General features: G+C 73.2%; 16 protein-coding genes. 13 read left to right on the top strand and 3 right to left on the bottom strand.

The genetic code is table 11. From position 1 onward, the window contains the following. Positions 1-191 precede the first annotated feature (191 nt). From ACIRRU_RS02555 to nudC, 4 genes are all read left to right on the top strand, one after another. Entirely contained in the window at positions 192-3830 is a 3639-nt protein-coding gene (locus tag ACIRRU_RS02555) for a UvrD-helicase domain-containing protein (RefSeq protein ID WP_403675178.1), read from the top strand. A 65-nt stretch (positions 3831-3895) separates the two neighbouring features. Then, positions 3896-7495: a UvrD-helicase domain-containing protein gene (locus ACIRRU_RS02550; RefSeq protein ID WP_403675176.1), complete on the top strand. Its 3600-nt coding sequence runs from the start codon at positions 3896-3898 to the stop codon at positions 7493-7495. A 10-nt stretch (positions 7496-7505) separates the two neighbouring features. Beyond that, the gene (locus ACIRRU_RS02545; protein WP_403675174.1) at positions 7506-8903 is read left to right on the top strand and encodes a dipeptidase; all 1398 of its coding nucleotides are present in this window, start codon (positions 7506-7508) and stop codon (positions 8901-8903) included. A 176-nt stretch (positions 8904-9079) separates the two neighbouring features. After that, entirely contained in the window at positions 9080-10036 is a 957-nt protein-coding gene (gene nudC, locus ACIRRU_RS02540; RefSeq protein ID WP_403675172.1) for an NAD(+) diphosphatase, read from the top strand. Between the two features lie 115 nt (positions 10037-10151). Here the strand turns inward: nudC and ACIRRU_RS02535 are convergent, their stop codons facing one another. Then, complete coding sequence (locus tag ACIRRU_RS02535) at positions 10152-10406, bottom strand: mycoredoxin (protein WP_363200974.1); 255 nt, start codon at positions 10404-10406, stop codon at positions 10152-10154. 236 nt (positions 10407-10642) lie between these two features. Between ACIRRU_RS02535 and ACIRRU_RS02530 the strand changes: the two genes are divergently transcribed. From ACIRRU_RS02530 to ACIRRU_RS02510, 5 genes are all read left to right on the top strand, one after another. Continuing rightward, complete coding sequence (locus tag ACIRRU_RS02530; protein WP_403675169.1) at positions 10643-12862, top strand: ATP-dependent DNA helicase UvrD2; 2220 nt, start codon at positions 10643-10645, stop codon at positions 12860-12862. A 167-nt stretch (positions 12863-13029) separates the two neighbouring features. Beyond that, positions 13030-13359: a hypothetical protein gene (locus tag ACIRRU_RS02525; protein ID WP_403675167.1), complete on the top strand. Its 330-nt coding sequence runs from the start codon at positions 13030-13032 to the stop codon at positions 13357-13359. Positions 13360-13534: 175 nt separating this feature from the next. Further along, positions 13535-13903, top strand: a complete 369-nt coding sequence (locus tag ACIRRU_RS02520) for a WhiB family transcriptional regulator (protein ID WP_363200971.1) — start codon at positions 13535-13537, stop codon at positions 13901-13903. 92 nt (positions 13904-13995) lie between these two features. Next, positions 13996-14259 carry a hypothetical protein gene (locus ACIRRU_RS02515; RefSeq protein WP_403675164.1) on the top strand — a complete coding sequence of 88 codons (264 nt, stop codon included), beginning with the start codon at positions 13996-13998 and terminating at the stop codon, positions 14257-14259. A gap of 376 nt (positions 14260-14635) precedes the next feature. Further along, on the top strand, positions 14636-14836 hold the full coding sequence (locus tag ACIRRU_RS02510) for a hypothetical protein (RefSeq protein WP_403675611.1): 201 nt from the start codon (positions 14636-14638) through the stop codon (positions 14834-14836). Positions 14837-14876: 40 nt separating this feature from the next. Here ACIRRU_RS02510 and ACIRRU_RS02505 read toward each other — a convergent pair whose 3' ends face one another. Both ACIRRU_RS02505 and ACIRRU_RS02500 read right to left on the bottom strand, forming a co-directional pair. After that, a complete protein-coding gene (locus ACIRRU_RS02505; RefSeq protein ID WP_403675161.1) occupies positions 14877-16547 on the bottom strand; it encodes an ABC1 kinase family protein in 1671 nt (556 codons plus the stop codon). Positions 16548-16611: 64 nt separating this feature from the next. Next, a complete protein-coding gene (locus ACIRRU_RS02500) occupies positions 16612-17769 on the bottom strand; it encodes a ThiF family adenylyltransferase (protein WP_403675159.1) in 1158 nt (385 codons plus the stop codon). A gap of 276 nt (positions 17770-18045) precedes the next feature. On the opposite strand from ACIRRU_RS02500, the gene ACIRRU_RS02495 reads away from it, so the two are divergent. The 4 genes from ACIRRU_RS02495 (at position 18046) to ACIRRU_RS02480 (ending at position 22056) form a co-directional block, all read left to right on the top strand. Further along, on the top strand, positions 18046-18666 hold the full coding sequence (locus tag ACIRRU_RS02495; RefSeq protein WP_403675156.1) for a M48 family metallopeptidase: 621 nt from the start codon (positions 18046-18048) through the stop codon (positions 18664-18666). 315 nt (positions 18667-18981) lie between these two features. After that, on the top strand, positions 18982-20589 hold the full coding sequence (locus tag ACIRRU_RS02490; RefSeq protein WP_403675154.1) for a TerD family protein: 1608 nt from the start codon (positions 18982-18984) through the stop codon (positions 20587-20589). 11 nt (positions 20590-20600) lie between these two features. Then, positions 20601-21281, top strand: a complete 681-nt coding sequence (locus ACIRRU_RS02485; RefSeq protein ID WP_363200965.1) for an AIM24 family protein — start codon at positions 20601-20603, stop codon at positions 21279-21281. A gap of 19 nt (positions 21282-21300) precedes the next feature. Beyond that, positions 21301-22056 carry an AIM24 family protein gene (locus tag ACIRRU_RS02480; RefSeq protein ID WP_403675151.1) on the top strand — a complete coding sequence of 252 codons (756 nt, stop codon included), beginning with the start codon at positions 21301-21303 and terminating at the stop codon, positions 22054-22056. The last annotated feature ends 71 nt before the right edge of the window (positions 22057-22127 follow it).

Here is a 22127-nt window from a genome sequence, read left to right as displayed (position 1 = left end):
CGACTACTGGACCACCTGGACCACCTGGATTCCCCGGCTTCCCAGACTTCCCCCACTTCCGAGACTTCTCCGACCGCGACCAGGACGCGGCGGCCGCCCCGACCTCCCGACGACTCCGCGTCCGACCTCGTTCCCCGTTGTTTCTTCCTCGTTGTCCACCACCTGTACACCCACCAGGACCGGCGATCCACGTGAGCACTTCCTCCACCCGGCACAGTCCGCACCGTGAGTCACGGCCGCGGACCGCGGGCGCGTACCGGCTGGTGCGCACCCCGCCGGGCTCCGTGGAGCCCCCCCTGCTGGACGCAGCCCAGCGCGCGGTGGTTGATCACCCCGGCGGGCCGCTGCTGGTCCTCGCCGGACCCGGCACCGGCAAGACCACCACGCTCGTCGAGTCCGTCGCGGCGCGGGTGAACCGGGGCACCGACCCCGCCCGCATCCTCGTCCTCACCTTCAGCCGCAAGGCCGCCGTCGAACTGCGCGACCGACTGGCCGCCCGGCTCGGCGCCGCCCGCGGCCCGCAGGCCACGACCTTCCACGCGTACTCCTACGCCCTGGTCCGCGCCCACCAGGACGCCGACCTCTTCGCCGATCCGCTGCGGCTGCTGTCCGGCCCCGAGCAGGACGTCACCGTCCGCGAACTGCTCGCGGGCCAGATCGACCTCGAACGGGAGGGCCTGGCCCACGTCCGCTGGCCCGACGAGCTGCGGGCCTGCCTGACCACCCGCGGGTTCGCCGACGAGGTGCGCGCCGTGCTGGCCCGCAGCCGCGAGCTGGGCCTGGGCCCGGACGCGCTGGCCGCCTTCGCCCGCCGCACGGGCCGCCCGGACTGGACGGCCGCGGCCCAGTTCCTCGCGGAGTACCTCGACGTCCTCGACGCCCAGGGCGTCCTGGACTACGCCGAACTGGTCCACCGCGCGGTCTTGCTCGCCGAGCGTCCCGAGGTCGCGGCGCGGCTCGCGGAGGCGTACGACGCGGTGTACGTCGACGAGTACCAGGACACCGACCCGGCGCAGGTGCGCCTGCTGCACGCGCTGGCGGGGAACCGGGGGCGGACCCCGGGGCGCGGGGCGGGCACGGGGGCCGGGCGGCCCGCCGACGGGCGGGGGAGGGGCGGCGACCTCGGCGGCGGCCGGACGCTGATCGCCTTCGGCGACCCCGACCAGTCCATCTACACGTTCCGGGGCGCCGATGTGAACGGCATCCTCGACTTCCCGGACACCTTCCGCCGGGCGGACGGGGCCCCCGCACCCGTGGGCGTCCTCGCCACCTCCCGCCGGTCCGGCTCCGGGCTGCTCGCCGCGACCCGGCTGCTCACCCGGCGGATGCCGCTGCCCCGGCTGCCCGCCGACACGGTCCGCGCCCACCGCGAGCCGCACGCCGTCCGGGACGGCGGCCGCGTGGAGACGTACACCTACCCGACCGCGTCCACGGAGCTGGAGAACATCGCGGACCTGCTGCGCCGCGCCCATCTGGAGGACGGGGTGCCGTGGCGGGAGATGGCCGTGCTGGTCCGGGCCGGAGGCCGCTCGCTGCCCGCCGTCCGCCGCGCCCTCACCTCGGCGGGCGTCCCCCTGGAGGTCGACGGCGACGACCTCCCGCTGCGCCACGAACCGGCCGTGGCCCCGCTGCTGACGGCGCTGCGGACAGTGGCCACGGCAGCGCTGCACACACACCGGACGGCCGAGGAAGAGGACGACGGCCGGGAGCAGCCGAGCGACGAGCGCGACGGGCAAGAGCAGCCGGGCGACGAGCGGGACGTGCATGAGCAGCCGGGCGACGGGCGCGACGGCCGGGAACAGCCTGGCGACGAGCGCGACGGGCAAGAGCAGCCGGGCGACGAACGCGACGGCCGGGAGCAGCCGGGCGACGAGCGGGACGTGCAGGAACAGCCGGGCGACGAGCGCGACGGGCAGGAAGAACAGGCCGCGGGGCGGGACGGGCGCGGGCCGCGGCCCTGGCTCGGTACCGAGACCGCCCTCACCCTCCTCGCCTCCCCCCTCGGCTCCATGGACGCCGCCGACCTGCGCCGCCTCGGCCGGGCCCTGCGCGACGAGGAGCGGGCCGCGGGAGTACGCACCCCCGCCCCCTCCGACGAGCTGCTGGCCCGTGCCCTGGCCGAGCCGGAACGCCTGGTGACGCACGATCCGGCGTACGCCCACGGAGCGCAGCGCCTCGGTGCGCTCCTGCGCAAGGCCCGCGAGCTGCTCGAAGGCGGCGGCACCGCCGAGGAGGCCCTGTGGACCCTGTGGAGCGGCACCCCCTGGCCCCGCAGACTGGAGGGGGCCGCGCTGCGCGGCGGGGCGGGCGGGCGCAACGCCGACCGCGATCTCGACGCGGTGTGCGCCCTGTTCGAGACGGCGGCGCGCGCCGAGGAGCGCACCGGGGGGCGCGGGGCCCTCAACTTCCTCGAAGAGGTCGACGCCCAGGACATCGCCGCCGATACCCTCACCCGGCGGACCGCCCGCCCCGACGCCGTACGCCTGATGACCGCCCACCGCTCCAAGGGCCTGGAGTGGCGGCTCGTCGTCGTCGCCGGGGTCCAGGAGGGGCTCTGGCCCGACCTGCGCCGCCGCGGCTCGCTCCTGGAGGCGGACCGGATCGGCCGCGACGGGCTCGCCGAGCCGCTGACACCGGGCGCCCTCCTCGCCGAGGAGCGCAGGCTCTTCTACGTCGCCGCCACCCGGGCCCGTGACCGTCTCGTCGTCACCGCCGTGAAGGCCCCCGCCGACGACGGCGACCAGCCCTCCCGCTTCCTCACCGAGCTGGGCGTCGAACCCCGCGAGGTCACCGGCCGCCCGCGCCGCCCCCTCGCCGTCGCCGCGCTCGTCGCCGAGCTGCGCGCCACCACCGTGGACCCCGCCGCGTCCGACACCCTGCGTGACGCCGCCGCCCACCGCCTCGCCCGGCTCGCGGCGCTCACCGACGACGAGGGGCAGCCGCTGGTGCCCGCGGCCCACCCGTACCGCTGGTGGGGCCTGGAGGAGCCCACCCGCTCCGCCGTCCCGCTGCGCGACCGGGACCAGCCGGTCGCGCTCTCCGGCTCCGCCCTGGACCAGCTCGCCAACACCTGCGCCCTCCAGTGGTTCCTGGGCCGCGAGGTGAAGGCCGACGCGCCGGCCACCGCCGCCCAGGGGTTCGGCAACGTCGTCCACGTACTCGCCGACGAGGTCGCCTCCGGCCGGACCCCCGCCGACCTGGACGTCCTCATGGAGCGCCTGGACTCCGTCTGGAACGGCCTCGCCTTCGACGCCCCCTGGAAGTCCGAACAGGAGAAGGACCAGGCCCGCGCGGCCCTGGAGCGCTTCCTGCACTGGCACGTCCTGGACCGGGGCGGCCGGGCCCCCGCCGCCAGCGAGCACGACTTCGACGTCACCCTGGAGGCGGGCGACTACGCCGTCCGGATCCGGGGCTCCATGGACCGGGTCGAACAGGACGCCGAGGGCCGCGCCTACGTGGTCGACTTCAAGACCGGCAAGGCCGCGCCCACCAGGGACGAGGTGGCCGCTCACCCCCAGCTCGCCGTCTACCAGCTCGCCGTCCGCGAGGGCGCGGTCGACGAGGTCTTCGCCGGGGAGCGCCCCGAGCCGGGCGGTGCCGAACTCGTGCAGCTCCGCCAGCCCGCGCCCAAGAAGGAGGGCGGCGAGAGCTTCCCCAAGGTGCAGGCGCAGGAGCCGCTGGTGGGGGAGTGGGTCGGGGACCTGCTCGCCACGGCCGCCGGGAAGGTGCTGGACGAACGGTTCACGCCCACCACCGGCACCCACTGCGCGCACTGCTCCTTCCGCGCCTCGTGCAGCGCGCAGCCGGAGGGGCGGCAGGTGGTGGAGTAGCCGCCGCACAGCCCTCGCACCCGGTTCGTACCGGGTTGTCAGTGGCCCCGGTTACCGTTTCTCCTGTGTCCGCACGTATCACCGATCCCGAGCAGCTCAAGGAGCTCCTCGGGATTCCGTTCACCCCGGAGCAGACGGCCTGCATCACCGCGCCGCCCGCCCCGCAGGTGATCGTGGCCGGAGCCGGGTCGGGGAAGACCACGGTGATGGCCGCCCGCGTCGTCTGGCTCGTCGGCACCGGCCAGGTCGCGCCCGAGCAGGTCCTCGGCCTCACCTTCACCAACAAGGCGGCGGGCGAGCTGGCCGAGCGGGTCCGCCGGGCGCTGGTCGCCGCCGGGGTCACCGACCCCGATGTCATCGACCCGGACCACCCCCCGGGCGAGCCCACGATCTCCACGTACCACGCCTTCGCCGGCCGCCTCCTCACCGACCACGGCCTGCGCATCGGCCTGGAGCCCGCCACCCGCCTCCTCGCCGACGCCACCCGCTACCAGCTCGCGGCCAAGGTGCTCCGCGAGGCGCCCGGCCCGTATCCGGCGCTCACCCGCTCCTTCGCCACCCTGGTCAGCGACCTCCTCGCCCTCGACGCGGAGCTGTCCGAACACCTCGTGCGGCCGGAGCGGCTGGAGACGTACGACACCGGGCTGCTGCGGGAGCTGGCCGCCGCCGAGCTCAGCAACGCCGAGCTGCGCAGGATCCCCGAGACCGCCGAGGCCCGCCGCTCCCTTCTCGCTCTCACCGATCGCTACCGCACCGCCAAGCGCGACCGGGACCTCATCGACTTCGGCGACCAGATCGCGCTCTCCGCCGAGCTGGCCCTGACCCGGCCCGAAGTGGGGGAGATCCTGCGCGACGAGTTCCGGGTCGTCCTCCTCGACGAGTACCAGGACACCTCGGTGGCCCAGCGGCTGCTGCTGTCCGCCCTGTTCGGCAGGGGTACGGAGCGGGGGGCTGCCGGTCACGCGGTGACCGCCGTGGGCGACCCCTGCCAGGCGATCTACGGCTGGCGCGGCGCGTCCGTGGCCAACCTGGACGACTTCCCCGAGCACTTCCCGCACGCCGACGGCGCCCCCGCCACCCGCTACAGCCTCAGCGAGAACCGCCGCAGCGGCGGCCGCCTCCTCCAGCTCGCCAACGGCCTCGCCGCACCGCTGCGCGCGATGCACGAGGGTGTGGAGGCCCTGCGCCCCGCCCCGGGTGCGGAGCGCGACGGCATGGTCCGCTGCGCCCTGCTGGCCACCCACACGGAGGAGATCGACTGGCTCGCCGACTCCCTCGCGCACCTCGTGCGCACCGGCACCCCGCCCGGGGAGATCGCCGTGCTGTGCCGCACCGCCGGAGACTTCCCGGAGATCCAGGCGGCCCTGGTCGCCCGGGACATCCCCGTCGAGGTGGTCGGCCTGGCCGGGCTGCTGCACCTGCCGGAGGTGGCCGACCTGGTCGCCGTCTGCGAGGTCCTCCAGGACCCGGGGGCCAACGCCTCCCTGGTCCGCCTCCTCACCGGACCGCGCTGGCGCATCGGCCCCCGCGACCTCGCCCTCCTGGGCCGCCGCGCCCGCCTGCTCGTGCACCGGGCGGCCCACGGGGACGACGCCGACCCGGACCGGCGGCTCACGGAGGCAGTGGAGGGCACGGACCCGGCCGAGGTGATATCGCTCGCGGACGCCCTGGACACCTTCCTCATCGCGGGGGACGCGGCCGACGACGGGCTGCCGTTCTCGTCCGACGCCCGGGTGCGCTTCGCCCGCCTCGCCCGGGAGCTGCGCGACCTGCGCCGATCGCTCGCGGACCCGCTGATGGACGTCCTGCACCGCATCCTCGCCACCACCGGTCTGGAGGTCGAGCTGTCCGCCTCCCCCCGCGCGCTGGCCGCCCGCCGCCGCGAGACCCTCGCCAACTTCCTGGACACGGCGGCCCGGTTCGCTTCCCTGGACGGCGAGGCGTCGCTGCTCGCCTTCCTCGGCTTCCTGCGCACCGCCACGCAGTACGAGAAGGGCCTCGACAACGCGCTGCCCGGCGGCGAGAACACCGTCAAGGTCCTCACCGCGCACAAGTCCAAGGGCCTGGAGTGGGACGTCGTCGCCGTGCCCGGACTGGTCACCGGCCAGTTCCCCAGCGGCCAGTCCCGGGACGCCTGGACCGCACAGGCCAAGGTGCTCCCGCACGCCCTGCGCGGCGACGCCCCGACGCTCCCGGCGCTGGACACGTTCGACGCCAGGAGCATGAAGGCGTTCAAGGCGGAGATGAAGGAGCACCAGCACACGGAGGAGCTGCGCCTGGGGTACGTCACCTTCACCCGCCCCCGCTCCCTCCTCCTCGGCTCCGGCCACTGGTGGGGCCCGTCCCAGAAGAAGCCGCGCGGCCCGTCCGCCTTCCTGGAGGCGCTGTACGAGCACTGCGCGGCGGGCCACGGCGAGATCGAGGCCTGGGCGGACGAGCCCGCCGAGGACGAGGAGAACCCCGCCCTCGCGGAGCGGGACGCCGACCAGGCCTGGCCGCTCCCGCTCGACACCGACGCCCTCACCCGCCGCCGCACGGCCCGGGACACGGTGCTGGCCCACCTGGAACGGCTGGTCACGTCCGAGACCGCGCAGCCGTCGGCGTACGCGCCCGGCCCCGACGACGTACCGGTCCACGGGGACGAGGACGAGGCGCCGCTCGACGAGGCACTGGCGGGCGGCCCGCCGGCGGACGAGGAGTGGGACTGGGACGCGCTTCCCACCGAGCGCCCCGCGACGCCGCCCGCCGCCCCGGAGACCCGCCGTGAGGCGGGACCCCGTGAGGCGATCCCCCACGTCCCCGCCGCCCGCCACCCGCAGGAGGAGCAGGAGGCGGGGGAGTACGAGGCCAACGAGCAAGGGGCGGACGAGCGGGAGCGGGAGGAGCAGGAGCCAGAGGATCGGCAGGAGCAGCAGACAGAGGACCGGGGGGAGCAGCAGGCCGAGGGGCGGCAGACGGACCGGCTCACTCCCGAGGAGGCCCGCACGCTCGCCTCCTGGGACCGGGACCTGGACGCTCTGGCCGGAGAGCTGCGCCGGGCCCGCGCCACCGTGCGCGAGGTCGTCGTCCCCGCCGCGCTCTCCGCCACCCAGCTGCTGCGCCTGGCCGAGGACCCGGACGCCTTCGCCAAGGAGCTGGCCCGGCCCATGCCCCGGCCCCCACAGCCCGCCGCCCGCCGGGGCACCCGGTTCCACGCCTGGGTGGAGTCCCGCTACGAGGAGCTGCCGCTGCCCATGCTGGGCCCCGACGAGCTGCCCGGGGGCGACGAGAGCGACGCGGAGATCGCCGACGAGCGGGATCTCGCCGAGCTGAAGGAGGCCTTCGAGCGGACACCGTACGCCCGGCGCACGCCCTACCGCGTGGAGACCCCGTTCCAGATCACGCTCGCGGGCCGGGTGGTCCGGGGCCGGATCGACGCGGTCTACCGCACCGGCGAGACGTACGAGATCGTCGACTGGAAGACCACCCGCCACCGCACCGCCGACCCCCTCCAGCTCGCCGTCTACCGGCTGGCCTGGGCCGAGCTGCACGGACTGCCGCTCGACGCGGTCACCGCCACCTTCCTCTACGTACGCACCGGCGAGACCGTCCACCCGCGGGGACTGCCGGGACGGGCGGAGCTGGAGCGGATCCTGCTGGACGACCCGCCCCCGCGGGACGGATAGGCTCACGAGCATGAGTGACACCCCGGACAGAGCCGTCCGTACGTACACCGAACTGCACCGCGCGGCGTTCCTCGACGACCTCGCCGCGTGGCTGCGCATCCCGTCCGTGTCCGCACAGCCGGAACACGACGGAGACGTACGGCGCAGCGCCGAGTGGCTGGGCGCCAAACTCAAGGAGACCGGCTTCCCGGCCACCGAGATCTGGGAGACCCCCGGCGCCCCCGCGGTCTTCGCCGAGTGGCCCAGCGAGGACCCGGACGCCCCGACCGTGCTGGTCTACGGACACCACGACGTACAGCCCGCCGCCCGCGAGGACGGCTGGGACACCGACCCGTTCGAGCCGGTGATCCGGGACGGCCGGATGTACGGACGCGGCGCGGCCGACGACAAGGGCCAGGTGTTCTTCCACACCCTCGGCGTCCGGGCCCACCTCGCCGCGACCGGCCGCACGAGCCCCGCCGTGAACCTCAAGCTCCTGATCGAGGGCGAGGAGGAGTCGGGCTCCCCGAACTTCCGGGCCCTCGTCGAGCGGCACGCCGACCGGCTCGCCGCCGACGCGGTCATCGTCTCCGACACCGGCATGTGGGACGCGGACACCCCGACCGTCTGCACCGGCATGCGCGGCCTCACCGAGTGCGAGATCCAGCTGCACGGCCCCGCTCAGGACATCCACTCCGGTTCGTTCGGGGGAGCCGTCCCCAATCCGGCCACCGAGATCGCCCGCCTGGTCGCCGCCCTCCACGACGAGGACGGCCGGGTCGCGATACCCGGCTTCTACGACGGGGTCACCGACCTCACCGACACCGAGCGGGACCTCTTCGCCCGGCTCCCCTTCGACGAGGCGACCTGGCTGCGTACGGCGAAGTCCCAGGCCGTCACCGGCGAGTCCGGATACTCCACGCTGGAGCGGATCTGGGCCCGACCCACCGCCGAGGTCAACGGCATCGGCGGCGGCTACCAGGGCGCGGGCAGCAAGACGATCATCCCCTCCGCCGCCCTGGCGAAGATCAGCTTCCGGCTGGTCGACGGGCAGGACCCCGCACACGTGCAGCAGGCGGTCCGCGCCTGGGCCGAGTCCCGTATCCCGGCCGGTATCCGGCACACCATCGCCTTCCAGCCCGCCACCCGCCCCTGCCTGACCCCGCTGGACCACCCCGCCCTCCAGGCGGTCGCCCGTGCGATGGGCCGGGCCTTCGGCACGGAGGTCCTCTTCACCCGCGAAGGAGGCTCGGGCCCCGCCGCCGACCTCCGGGACGTGCTCGGCGCGCCCGTCCTCTTTCTCGGCATATCCATACCCTCCGACGGCTGGCACGCCCCCAACGAGAAGGTGGAGCTGGACCTGCTGCTGAAGGGCGTGGAGACGACCGCGTACCTGTGGGGCGAGATGGCCACGGCGCTCGGCCGATGAACGCACGGAAGGCTCTCCTGCCGACGGACGCGCGGAACCTCGCCGGTCCCGCGGACGTGCGGAACCTCGCCGGTCCCGCGGAACCCCGTGTCCCGTACCGATGGAGCAGACCGGGCCCTCCGCACCTCCGCGTACCTCCGCACACCCGATCCGTCCAGGGGGAGTAGGAAGCACCTGTGAGCACCTTCGACAACGCCACCACGGACCGCCCGATCGGCCTCACCGCGCCCAGCGGCATCGACCGCGCGGCCCACCACCGCCTTGACGAGGCGTGGCTGGCCGCGGCGTGGAGCCACCCGACGACCCGCGTCTTCGTCGTCTCCGGCGGGCAGGTGCTGATCGACGACACCCCCGACGGCGGCACCGGGATCGTCATGACCCCCGCCTTCGAGGCCCCGGTCACCGAGACCCACCGCTACTTCCTCGGCACCGACGAGGACGGCGTCAGCTACTTCGCGCTCCAGAAGGACGCGCTGCCCGGCCGCATGGACCAGTCGGCCCGCCCGGCCGGACTCCGTGAGGCGGGTCTGCTGCTCGGCGCCCGCGACGCCGGTCTGATGGTCCACGCGGTGGCCCTGGAGAACTGGCAGCGCCTGCACCGCTTCTGCTCCCGCTGCGGCGAACGCACCGTCATCGCCGCCGCCGGGCACATCCGGCGCTGCCAGGCCTGCGGGGCCGAGCACTACCCGCGGACCGACCCGGCCGTCATCATGCTGGTCACCGACGACCAGGACCGGGCCCTGCTCGGCCGCCAGGTGCACTGGCCGGAGGGCCGCTTCTCCACGCTCGCCGGGTTCGTCGAACCGGGCGAATCGATCGAGCAGTCCGTGATCCGCGAGGTGTACGAGGAGGCGGGCATCACCATCGGCGAGGTCGAGTACGTCGCCAGCCAGCCGTGGCCCTTCCCCTCCAGCCTGATGCTCGGCTTCCTGGCCCGCGCCACCACCTCGGAGATCGACGTCGACGGCGAGGAGATCGAGGAGGCCCGCTGGTTCTCCCGCGAGGACCTCGCCGCCGCCTTCGAGTCCGGCGAGGTGATGCCCCCGTTCGGTATCTCGATCGCCGCCCGGCTGATCGAACTCTGGTACGGCAGGCCGCTCCCGAAGCCGGGCGCCGCCCGCCGCCCCGGCTGACACCGGCCCTGGGGCCGGGGAGCCGGACGCGCCGCCGCCCCCGGCGATGCGGGGGGCGGCGGCGCGTCGGAAGGCTTTCCGAAGGGGCTCCGAATGATCTTCGAAGCGCCTCGGATCAGGCGGCCATCGCCTGCTTCACCTGAGCCAGCGAGGGGTTGGTCATGACGGACTCCGTCCCGCTCGCGGCGACGACCAGCAGCGTCGGCACCGTCTGGTTTCCGCCATTCGCCTTCTCGACGAAAGCGGCCGACTCCGGGTCGTGCTCGATGTTGACCTCGTTGTACGCGATGCCCTCGCGGTCCATCTGGCTCTTCAGCCGACGGCAGTAGCCGCACCAGGTGGTGCTGTACATCGTCACAGTGCCCGCCATGTCGCTGGCGCTCCTTCGTCTCGTCCCAACCGCTGCGCGGCCGGCAGCGTCCCGTGCGGTGCGGCGGCTCTCCGCGGCCTCCCCGCACGGAAGGGAACGTACGGGACGCGGCCGCCATTCCCCCAACCGCCCCGGACCGCCCCGGGCCACTCCGGCGGGACTTCCCGGTACGACGAATCCCGCACCCCTGTGGACAACCGCCGCACCCGCCCCAGGGGACCTGGCAGCATGGCGGGGTGACAGCAGCAACGCACTCCCCTCTCTTCCCGCAGGTTCCCGAGACCCCGGACGCCGTGCTCGACGGGCTCGACCCCGAGCAGCGCGAGGTGGCTCTCGCCCTGCACGGACCGGTGTGCGTACTGGCCGGAGCGGGGACGGGCAAGACCCGCGCGATCACCCACCGCATCGCCTACGGGGTGCGGGCGGGCATCCTCCAGCCCGCCACGGTCCTCGCCGTCACCTTCACCAACCGGGCCGCCGGAGAGATGCGCGGCCGTCTCCGCCAGCTCGGCGCGACCGGGGTCCAGGCGCGGACGTTCCACTCCGCGGCGCTCCGCCAGCTCCAGTACTTCTGGCCGAAAGCCGTCGGTGGGGAGCTGCCCCGGCTCCTGGAGCGGAAGGTGCAGCTGGTCTCCGAAGCGGCCGCCCGCTGCCAGCTCCGGCTCGACCGCAACGAGCTGCGGGACGTCACCGGGGAGATCGAGTGGGCCAAGGTCACCCAGACCGTCCCCGCCGACTATCCGGCCGCGGTCGCCAAGACCCAGCGCGACGCCCCGCGCGACCCGGCGGTGCTCTCCCAGGTCTACTCCACGTACGAACAGCTCAAGCGGGACCGCTCGGTCATCGACTTCGAGGACGTGCTGCTGCTCACCGTCGGCATCCTCCAGGACCGCCACGACATCGCCGACCACGTGCGCGGCCAGTACCAGCACTTCGTCGTCGACGAATACCAGGACGTGAGCCCGCTCCAGCAGCGGCTGCTCGACCTCTGGGTCGGCGACCGGGACAACCTCTGCGTCGTCGGCGACGCCAGCCAGACGATCTACTCCTTCACCGGAGCCACCCCCGACCACCTGCTGAACTTCCGCACCCGCCACCCCGGGGCGACCGTCGTCAAGCTGGTCCGGGACTACCGCTCCACCCCCCAGGTCGTCCACCTCGCCAACGGCCTGCTGAGCCAGGCCCACGGCAAGGCGGCCGACCACCGGCTGGAGCTGGTCTCACAGCGCGACAAGGGACCCGAGCCGGTCTACGCGGAATATCCCGACGAACCCCAGGAGGCCGAGTCCACCGCCCGGCGCATCCGCGAGCTGATCGCGGCCGGCGTCCCGGCCGGGGAGATCGCCGTGCTCTACCGGGTCAACTCCCAGTCCGAGGTCTACGAACAGGCCCTCGCGGACGCCGGGGTGCCCTACCAGCTGCGCGGAGCCGAGCGGTTCTTCGAGCGCGCGGAGGTACGGGAGGCGGGCACCGCCCTGCGCGGCGCGGCCCGCGCGGGGCGCAACGACTCCCTGCTCGACGGGGCGGAGGACCTGGCCTCCCAGGTCCGGGCGGTCCTCTCCACCAAGGGCTGGACGACCCGCCCGCCCGCCGGATCGGGGTCCGTGCGCGACCGCTGGGAGTCACTGGCCGCCCTGGTCCGCCTCGCGGAGGACTTCGAGCGGGCCAAGCCCGGGGCGACCCTGACCGACCTGGTGCGAGAGCTGGACGAGCGGGCCGCCGCCCAGCACGCCCCGACGGTCCAGGGGGTGACCCTGGCCTCGCTGCACGCGGCGAAGGGCCTCGAATGGGACGCCGTGTTCCTGGTCGGCCTGACCGAGGGCATGATGCCGATCGCCTACGCCAGGACCGACGAGCAGGTCGAGGAGGAGCGCCGCCTGCTGTACGTCGGCATCACCCGCGCCCGGGTCCACCTCTCGCTCTCCTGGTCGCTGTCCCGGTCACCGGGTGGCCGGGCGGGCCGACGGCCCACCCGCTTCCTGAACGGGCTGCGCCCCGGCTCGACCGCCGCCGGAGGCCGGGGCGCCGCCGGTGGCGGCGGGGGGATCGACCGCGGCTCCGGCCGGACGACGGCCGTCGGGGCGAGGGCGGCGGCCGAGAGGAGGCCGCACAAGCCGGTGCGCTGCCGGGTCTGCGGCCGGACACTCACCGACGCGGGCGAGATGAAGCTGATGCGCTGCGAGGAGTGCCCCTCCGACATGGACGAGGCGCTGTACGAGCGGCTGCACGACTGGCGTGCCGCCCAGGCGTCGCTGCTGGGCCAGCCGGACTTCTGCGTGTTCACCGAGAAGACCCTCATGGCCATCGCCGAGGCCGTGCCCTCCACGGAGGGCGAACTGGTCGTCATCGCGGGCGTCGGCACCCGTAAGCTGCACCGCTTCGGCGCCGACGTTCTGGCCATCTGCGCAGGTGAAGAGGTTGGTGACGATCCCGCGGAGGGCAGTGACGAGGACTGAGGAAAACTCGTCGAGAAAATGGTTTGCGCCCGCCCCAGTCGTCACCATAGGTTCTCTACCACGGGAACAGCGACTTCTCTGAAGCCCTGATTCCGTGCTGTACTTAACCCCTATACGCAGGACCGGTTCCGGCCGGTCCCCTGAGACGCCGAGAGGAGGCGATTGAAGTGATCAGCATTATCGGAGCCCAGAAAATGACCGGTCTTTCGGTCGTCTCCGCCTGCTCGCTCGGCCTCACCCGCTCTGCGGCTGTCTCCCTCCGTGCCACCGGTCTGTCCGGCGTCTCCGTCGTTCGTCCGCTGTCTCCGGTGAGCCTGCCCGCGATGCGGGAGCGCAATGAGCGACCGATCGAGGCACCGGTGGCAGCAGTAGTGAAGGCAGCGCAGGCCCAGGCCTATGCCTTCGCGGCGGCCGGTGCCGGAGCCGATCAGCAGACGCAGCAGCACCACACGATGTGGGCCTTCCGTGGGCCTGAACCCTGGAGCGATCCAGCCTGATCCAGCATCAGGCCGGCGCCTTCAGGGCCGCGGAACCCCACTCGGGATCCGCGGCCCTTTTGTTTTGTCCGAACGGACGGAGCGCGACGAAGGAGCCTCGGGACCAGCAGGACCTGGTACCAGCAGCCAACCGGCCCAACAGGCCGGCACGACCCAGACGAGGACACCACCCACCGTGCACATCGAAACGCACGCCCCGTCAGTACCGCTTTCCACCCCGGTCTCACCGCCCGGCTCCACGGAGGACTCCACCTTGACCCCGCTCACCACGCTCACCGCGCTCGACGACGCCATCGAGAACCTCGGCGTCCCCGTCCCCTGCCGCTCCTACGACCCCGAGGTGTTCTTCGCCGAGTCGCCGGCCGACGTCGAGTACGCCAAGTCCCTCTGCCGTACCTGCCCGCTGGTCGAGGCCTGCCTCGCCGGTGCCAAGGACCGCCGCGAGCCGTGGGGCGTCTGGGGTGGCGAGCTGTTCGTCCAGGGTGTCGTCGTCGCCCGCAAGCGGCCGCGTGGCCGCCCGCGCAAGAACCCGGTCGCAGCGTGACCGCCGCCTGTGGGGTCCCCGCCCCCGCATACGGTCCGCGCCTCGGAACGATCGACCGCCCCCACACACATGACCCTCGGAATCAGGCACTGATGATCACCCCCACGAAGGAGCCGGTCGGCTCCGCCACCCCCGACGTCACCGTCATCGGCGCGAACGACTCGCGTCAGAACAGGACCCGCGAAATGCAACTCATCCCAGAAGCCCTGGCCCGTGCGCATATGCACGAGCGCCTGCGGGAGGCCCAGGAGGACCGCCGGTCGGCCCGCCTGCTCGCCGCCCGCCGGATGCAGCGCCGGGCGGAGCGCGCCTCGCTGCGCGCCCGCCGCGCGCTGGCCATGGCGGTCATGCACTGACCGTGCAGTCACACCCATCGCGGGGCCGTCCCACCGGGGCGGCCCCGCGTCGCGCCACCGCGCGCCCGTCAGCCCGCGGGGATATCGTCACCAGGTGGACGAGGAGCCCCAAACCCCTGCCCGGCCCGCCGACGCGCACCAGCCCGCCGAGGTGACCCGACCCGCGCCGGGCGTCCGGCCCGCCGACGTGGTCCGGCCGACCGACGCGCCCCAACCCGCGGTCGCACCCCAAGCCCCAGCTGAACCCCAACCTGCGGCCGCACCCCAGCCCCCAGCTGAACCCCAACCCGCGGCCGCCGTCCGGGGCGTGGACGCGGCCCCGCCCGCAGCCGAGATTCAGCCCGGCGACGTGGCTGGCGCGGCTGACGCGGCCAATGTGGTCCGGCCCGTGGACGCGGCCCAGGCCGTCGACGGACACGTGGTCTGTGCCCGCTGCGGGACCGTCGCCGATGGCGACACGGCCCCTCCGACCTGGCTCTGCTCCCTGGAGGACGGACGCCGTCTCCACTTCTGTGACAACTGCGCCCGCCTGCACATCCGCGCGGTCGAAAGCCGCCTCGACTCGCTCTGGTGGTGACCGCGCCCCGCCCGGCCCCACTCGGCCCCGCCCCCGTGACCTACGCCCGGACGGCCTTCCCCTCCGGCTCGTCGTTCCCGTCACGCTCCTCGTCGAGGCGCTTCGTCAGCCCGGCCGCAGCCCCTCCGCGCCCTGTGACCTCGTCGGCCTCCGCCGGGCCATCCGCTTCCCGTGCCTCATCGGCCTCCGTACTCTCATCGGCTTCCGCGTCCTCATCGGCCTCTGCCTCCGCCTCGCCCTCCGCGACGAATCCGGGCAGCCACGTCTCCAGCTCCTCCCGCAGCCGGACCGTCGCCCCCAGCTGGCACAGCACCCCGATCGTGCTGAGCGTCACCCGGTGGATCAGCACATAGGACGGCGGGAGATTCAGCTGGCGGCCCAGCTGATGGGCGGGGGAGCGCGGATCGGCTATCCGAGCCGCCTGGTCACGGATCCAGCTCCGGGTGAAGCTGAACTCCTCCACCTGCGCGGGCTCGATGATCGGTAGCAGGTAGTCGAGGACCGCGTCCGGGTCGAGCTCGATCGACTCCTTCACGAATCCCTCCTCCCGCAGCAGCCCGTACACCGCGGCGGCCTCGCCCTCCAGCGTCAGCCGCAGGGAGTCGCCGATGGTCTGTGGCAGCCCGCCCGGCAGCCGGTCGACCGTGCCGAAGTCCAGCACGCCCAGCCGCCACGATCGCGCTGAGTCGTCGGTCCCTGCTGGCGCGTCTGCCTGAACCGCCCCGCTCTCCAGGTCCCCCAAGCCCTTCGAGCCCCCTGAATCTTCCGCGCCCTCTGTGCCCGCTGAGCCCTCCGTGCCCTTCGTTTCGTGCTCCGCGCCCTCCGCCTCCGTGGCCGGGGGCAGCAGCCGGAAGTTTCCGGGATGGGGATCGGCGTGGAGCAGGCCGGTGCGGGCCGGACCGGAGAAGAGGAAGCGGGCCAGCAGCTGACCCGCCCGGTCCCGCTGTTCCGCCGTGCCGTCCGAGATGATCTCGGACAGCGGGATCCCCTCCATCCACTCGGTGACCAGCACCTGATCGGACTGGTGCACCACCCCCGGGATCACCACATCGGGATCGTCCGCGAACTCCGCCGCGTGTTCCCGCTGCGCCTGCGCCTCCAGCTCGTAGTCCAGCTCCTCCGAGACCCGGTCGCGCAGCTCCTTGATCAGCGGCTTGATGTCCATCCCCGGGACGAGCGGGCCGAGCAGCCGGGCGAAACGGCTGAGCTGGGCGAGATCGGAGAGCAATGCCTCGCCCGCGCCGGGATACTGCACCTTCACCGCGACCTCGCGGCCGTCGTGCCACACCGCGCGGTGCACCTGCCCGATCGAGGCGGCCGCCGCCGGAGCGTCCTCGAACTCCAGGAAATAGTCCCGCCAGTCTTCTCCGATCCGGGTCGCGAGGACCCCGTGGACCGTGCGGGCGGGCAGTGGTGGCGCGGCCTCCTGGAGCTTGGTCAGCGCGGCCCGGTAGGGACCGGCGATCTCCTCGGGGAGCGCCGACTCGAAGACCGAGAGGGCCTGGCCCAGCTTCATGGCCCCGCCCTTCAGCTCACCCAGGGTCTTGAACAGCTGGTCCGCCGTGCGCTGCTGGACCTCGCGGGCGACGACCTCGGCGGACTTCCCGCCGATCCGCTTGCCCAGACCCCATGTGGCACGGCCGGCGAAGCCGAGCGGGAGCGCGGCCAGCTTGGCCGTACGCGTCACCGCCTTCCGGGGAAGATCAGACATGTGCCCCTCCAGTTCCCAGACTGCCGTACCGCCGCGGCCTCCGGACTCACTCCGTCGACGGCGGTCACCCGGCCATTGTGTCCTGCGCCGGAACTGCGCCCGGGGCCCGATCCCCCTCAGCCGCCGTCCGGTCCTGCTCAGGTCGTGCCCGGAGCCCCGCCGCGGCACCGCAGGAGCACTCCGCGTGCGGGCCGATCCGCTCCGATCGCCAGTCCAGCAGCGGCAGGGCGGCCTCCCAGCGGGCGCCCGTGCTGGCCGGGAGGTCGCCGTCCAGGAAAGCCAGGGCGTGCGCCGCGGCGAGACCGGCGACCGCGGTGGCCAGCCCCAGATCGCAGGCGGCCACCGCGCCCCGCCGCCCCGAACGCCACTGCGCGAGCATCCGCGGCCACTGCGGATCCCGGTCCGCGCGACGCAGCTCCAGGCAGCCCGCGCAGCCGGTGCCGCCGGGCAGCACGAGCGGTCCCACCACTCCCGTCGCCTCGATCACTCCCGCGTAGAGATGAGGAGTACCGGACGCGATCCACGACGCCGCCGTGTCGGGCGAGGGCGCGTACACCGCGAGGCCGTCCCGGGGCGCGACGACGACCAGGGACAGCACGGGCTCCGTACCCCCGGTCCGGGGAGCCGGGCCGGGGGCGGACCGGCGGACGAGACGCCGGGCGGCCACATCGCGACGTTCCCCCACGGCCGCCGCGTCGAGTCCCGCGGGCGCCACGTCCCAGGGCTCGGCGCGGCCCCCGTCCAGCACCTCCACCAGGCCCACCCCCGCACCCGACAACAGCGAGGCGATCGACGCACCGACCCGCCCCGCACCCCGCACCTGCACCCGCGTGGCCCGCCGGGCGGACATCCGCCGCGCGCCACCGCCTGGCTCGGGGTGAACGAGGGAAAGCGAGGCCTCGTCCGGGCGTTGACGGTCGATCACCTCGACCCTCCGGCGCAGCGCTTCGGCGCCTGCTCCCGCGGATCTCGGGTCGTCGAGGAGCCCGGCCTCCGCCAGGCGCGAGAGCAGGAGATCGACGTGACGCTCCGACAGGTCCAGTGCCCTGGCCTCCTCGTACAGGAGTGGCAGGCCACGGGTGCCGTCGAGCAGTTCCAGGAAACTTCCGGTGGGGATGTCCACCGGACCGAGCTTCACGGCGTGAGCGGGCGTCACGCCGAACTGCACGGTGTTCCGCCCACGCCAGGCGCGGCGCAGTGCGGGCTTCAGCATCGGATACATGATTTCTCCCCCGAGTCCCCGAGTGGTGGCGCGTCACGGGCGCGGGAAGGCCCCGAGCCGCTTCGCCCGGTCCGCGCGGACACCTCGCGGACCGGTGATCCGCGAGCCGTACCCCGCAGGTCCTTTGCCAGCATGTGCGCCGCCGGAAAACGGGGCGCCGAGTTATCCACAGGCAGGGGGCGTTAGTCGTTCAAATGGTGCAAGCCGTGGTGAGGATCGTCGCCGAACCGTCCCCGGGGTGGGACTTCCCCCGCGGACAGCGGGTAACGTCGTGGCGTGTCCGCCGACCCCTCGTCCGGCCTTGCCGGGGATTCCCCCGTGCGCGGTGCCGGAAATCCTCAGCGCGGCGCGGCAGCCCGCCCGGCCCGCGCCGCGGCGACGAGCGCGGTCGAGGTCCGCAGGAGCACCCGGCGCAGGAAGTCGGTCTCCGCGTACCGGGACGGCGACCGCACCATCGTGCTCATCCCCGCCCGGATGTCCGCGGCGGAGGAGCGGCGCTGGGTGGGCGTGATGCTCGACAAGCTCGCCGCCCGGGAGAGCAAGCGGGCTCTCGGTGACACCGAGCTGGCGGATCGCGCCCTGCGGCTCTCGGCCCAGTATTTCGGCGGCCGGGCCCGGCCCGCCTCGGTGCGCTGGGTGACCAACCAGAACACCCGGTGGGGTTCCTGCACCCCGTCCGAAGGGAGCATCAGGCTCTCGCACCGGCTTCAGGGCATGCCGGAGTACGTCGTCGACTACGTGCTCCTCCACGAGCTGGCCCATCTTCTCGTCCCCGGCCACGGGCCGGATTTCTGGCGGCTGCTGGAGGTGTATCCCCGCACCGAGCGGGCCCGCGGCTTTCTCGAAGGGGTGGTGGCGGCCGACCAGCTGCCGCACCTGCCCGCCGCGAGCGAGTAATGACATCGGCGGCGCGTGATGAATGACGTCCGACGCCCGTGATGAATGACGTCCGCCGCGCGCGAGGAGTGACAGTCGGCGCGCGTGACGAGTAACAGCCAGCGCGCGTGACGAGTAACAGCCGACAGCGCGTGACGAGTGATGCCCGTCGCGCGCGAGGAGCGGCGCGGGCGCCGGCTCGCGCCCCGCCCGTGACCCCGAAGAGCCCTGTTCGGCGATTCTGTACCGGGTGTGTACCGGCTTGGTCGGATGTCGTCGTTTGCGGTTAGCCTGACGCGACGTATTCACCTTCGGGATGGGGGACGGTCGTTACGCATGGCCAGGGAATTCCAACGCGGCCACAAGGCCAAGGTCAGTGATCTCACGGCGGGGACAGATCTGTACGTAGGCGTGCAGATCGCCGCCCCCGGCCTGAGCTTCGACATCAGCTGCTTCGGCCTCGACGCCGACGAACAGCTCTCGGACGACCGGTACTTCATCTTCTTCAATCAGCCGAAGTCGCCCGAGGAGTCCATCCAGCTTCTCGGCGCGCAGTCCGGCGACACCGAGTCCTTCCGCGTCACGCTCGACCGTGTTCCGGCGGCCGTCCAGAAACTCTCCTTCACCGCGACCATCGACGGCCCGGGGCAGATGTCACAGGTCGGGCCCGGGTACATCCGGATCGTCGCGGGCGGCGAGGAAGTGGTCAGGTACGCCTTCACCGGATCGGAGTTCACCACCGAGCGAGCGGTGATGCTCGGCGACTTCTATCTGAAGGACGTCTGGCGCTTCGCCGCCGTCGGCCAGGGGTTCGACGGCGGACTCGATGCCCTGCTGAGAAACTTCGGCGGCGAGGTCGCCGAGGAGGAGCCCGCGCCCGCCCCGGCCGCCGCCCCCGGGTTCGCCCCACCGGCCCAGGCCGCCGCGCCCCCGGCCTTCGGCGTCCCACCCGCACCCCCCGCCCCACAGGCCCCGCAGCCCGCCCCGGCCTTCGGTGCCCCGGCCGCGCCCACCCCGCCGCCCGCACCGCACCAGCCGATGCACGCGGCCCCGACCATCGCGGCCCCCCTGGCTCCCCAGCCGCCCCGAGCGCCCCAGGCCCCGCCCTCGTACGGCCAGCCGCAGCAGCCCCAGCAGCCGCAGTTCGGGCAGATACCCGGCCAGGGCCCCGGCCACGGAGCCCCGCCCGGCGCCCCGTTCGGGCAGCAGCCCCACGCCCCGTTCGGCCAGCAGCCCCCCGGCTCTCCGCACCAGGGCGTTCCGCAGGGGGTGCCCGCCGGTGGCGCGGGTCTTCAGGCGGCGCTCCAGCCGTACAAGGAGGCCGCCACCGGGCAGCGCTGGACCCCGCAGAACCAGCAGCTCATGCGGGTCGACCTGACCATGGGCGGCTCCGGGGTGCTGGCGCGTCAGGGCAGCATGGTCATGTACCAGGGCAAGGTCGACTTCGGCTACAAGAGCTCCGGGTTCGTCGGCCGCGCGGTCGGCAACGCCACCGGCCAGGAGATGCAGCTGATGCGCTGCACCGGGCGAGGCCAGGTCTTCCTCGCCGAAGAGGGCTCCCACCTGCACCCGGTCGAGTTGCAGGGCGACGCCATCTGCGTCTCCGCCGAGAGCGTCCTCGCCTTCGACGAGTCCCTCCAGTACGAGGTCCGCAGGGTCGAGGGGCACGGCATCCCCGGCGGCGCGCTGTTCACCCTGCAGTTCCAGGGCACCGGCACCGTCATCATCAAGACCCACGGCACCCCCGTCGTCCTGCCGGTCACCCCCACCACATTCGCCGACTGCAACGCCGTCGTCGCCTGGTCGGCCGCCTCCCAGGTGATCATTTCCAGCCAGGTCCGGCTGCGCCGCAACGCCTACCCGGGCCACAGCGGGGAGACCGTGAACCTCCAGTTCCGCGGTGCCCCCGGCAACTTCATCGTCGTCCAGCCCTACGAGGTCTGAGGGAGCCCGTCATGAACCAGCAACTCGCGGGCTACGCCCCGACCCCCGTCACGGCCCGTATGGAGAACCACGGCAAGGCCATGCTCAAGGTCGCCATGGCCTCCGGGCAGGATCTCTACGCGCGCACCGGTTCGATGGTGGCGTACGAAGGGTTCATCCAGTACGAGCCCAACCCGCCCGCCGTCCGGCAGATCGCCTCCCAGTGGATCACCGGTGAGGGCGCCCCTGTCATGAAGTGCTCCGGTGACGGACTGCTCTACCTCGCCGACTACGGCGCCGACGTGGTCGTCATCAACCTGGACAACGACGCCATCTCCGTCAACGGCACCAACCTCCTCGCCTTCGACGCCCACCTCACCTGGGGCGTCGAGAAGGTCAAGGGGCTGGCCAAGTTCGCCGGACAGGGGTTGTGGAACGTCGTCGTCCAGGGCACCGGCTGGGTCGCCATCACCTCCCGGGGCACTCCGATCGTCGTCGACTGCGGCCGCGGCGAGGACGAGACGTACGTCGACCCGGACGCCCTGGTCGCCTGGTCCCCGAACCTCAAGGTGAAGGGGAAGCGCAGCTTCAAGGCCGGGGCGCTGATCGGCCGCGGCAGCGGCGAGGCGTACCAGATGGCCTTCTCCGGCCAGGGGATCGTCGTCGTCCAGCCGAGCGAGGACAGCACGGACCGCCTGCGGATCCGGGACTGAGGGGGAGGGAGTACACAGCATGCAGAGTCCGCTTTTCCACCACACCGAGCAGCAGACCCAGGAGCGGTACGCGGTCCAGAACCCGCAGCTCCTGCGGGTCTCGCTGACCGGCCGGGACGACCTCCTCGCCCGCAAGGGCGCGATGGTCGCCTACCAGGGCCTGATGGACTTCGACGGGGAGTACCAGTCGGGTGCGCAGCGGCGCGCCCGCGCGCACACCGGGGAGGGTCTCGACCTGATGCGCGTGTCCGGCCAGGGCACGGTCTACCTCGCCAACCTCGCCCAGTACATCCACGTCGTGGACGTCGACCGTGACGGGATGACCGTCGACAGCTCCTACGTCCTCGCGCTCGACTCCTCGCTGCACACCGAGGTCATCGCGGTGGACAGCCAGTACGGCATCTCCGGCAGCGGCAAGTACCAGCTCAACATCTCCGGCAGCGGCAAGGTCGCTCTCATGACCTCGGGCCAGCCCCTGATGATGCAGGTCACGCCGGAGAAGTACGTCAACGCCGACGCCGACGCGATCGTCGCCTGGTCCAGTTCGCTGCGGGTGCAGATGCAGGCCCAGACGCACTCCTCGGGGATCTTCCGGCGGCGCGGCAACACGGGGGAGGGCTGGGAGCTGAGCTTCCTCGGCCAGGGATTCGCCCTGGTCCAGCCGAGTGAGGTCATGCCTCCGCAGGACGCCCAGCTCGGCCAGGGCGCCCGCGCCCAGTTCGGCGTGGGACAGCACGGCTCCTACGGCCAGAACCAGAACAACGCCTGGAACTGACCGTTGTTCGGATCCGGATGAACCAGTACGGGTAAGGGGCGGCCTCCCGGAGGCCGCCCCTTACCTGTGCG

Origin of the sequence: Streptomyces sp. NPDC101181 (assembly GCF_044767975.1) — a bacterium.
Taxonomy (GTDB): domain Bacteria; phylum Actinomycetota; class Actinomycetes; order Streptomycetales; family Streptomycetaceae; genus Streptomyces.
The sequence above is the reverse complement of the archived record's forward strand: the minus strand, read 5'-3'. Positions and strand labels throughout refer to the sequence as shown.

Bases quoted from the DNA above. Each gene is read 5' to 3' on its own strand.
- ACIRRU_RS02505 (WP_403675161.1), bottom strand. From the start codon at position 16,547: ATGTCTGATCTTCCCCGGAAGGCGGTGACGCGTACGGCCAAGCTGGCC.
- ACIRRU_RS02485 (WP_363200965.1), top strand. From the start codon at position 20,601: ATGAACCAGCAACTCGCGGGCTACGCCCCGACCCCCGTCACGGCCCGT.
- ACIRRU_RS02535 (WP_363200974.1), bottom strand. From the start codon at position 10,406: ATGGCGGGCACTGTGACGATGTACAGCACCACCTGGTGCGGCTACTGC.
- ACIRRU_RS02515 (WP_403675164.1), top strand. From the start codon at position 13,996: ATGATCACCCCCACGAAGGAGCCGGTCGGCTCCGCCACCCCCGACGTC.
- ACIRRU_RS02480 (WP_403675151.1), top strand. From the start codon at position 21,301: ATGCAGAGTCCGCTTTTCCACCACACCGAGCAGCAGACCCAGGAGCGG.
- ACIRRU_RS02490 (WP_403675154.1), top strand. From the start codon at position 18,982: ATGGCCAGGGAATTCCAACGCGGCCACAAGGCCAAGGTCAGTGATCTC.
- ACIRRU_RS02545 (WP_403675174.1), top strand. From the start codon at position 7,506: ATGAGTGACACCCCGGACAGAGCCGTCCGTACGTACACCGAACTGCAC.
- ACIRRU_RS02500 (WP_403675159.1), bottom strand. From the start codon at position 17,769: ATGTATCCGATGCTGAAGCCCGCACTGCGCCGCGCCTGGCGTGGGCGG.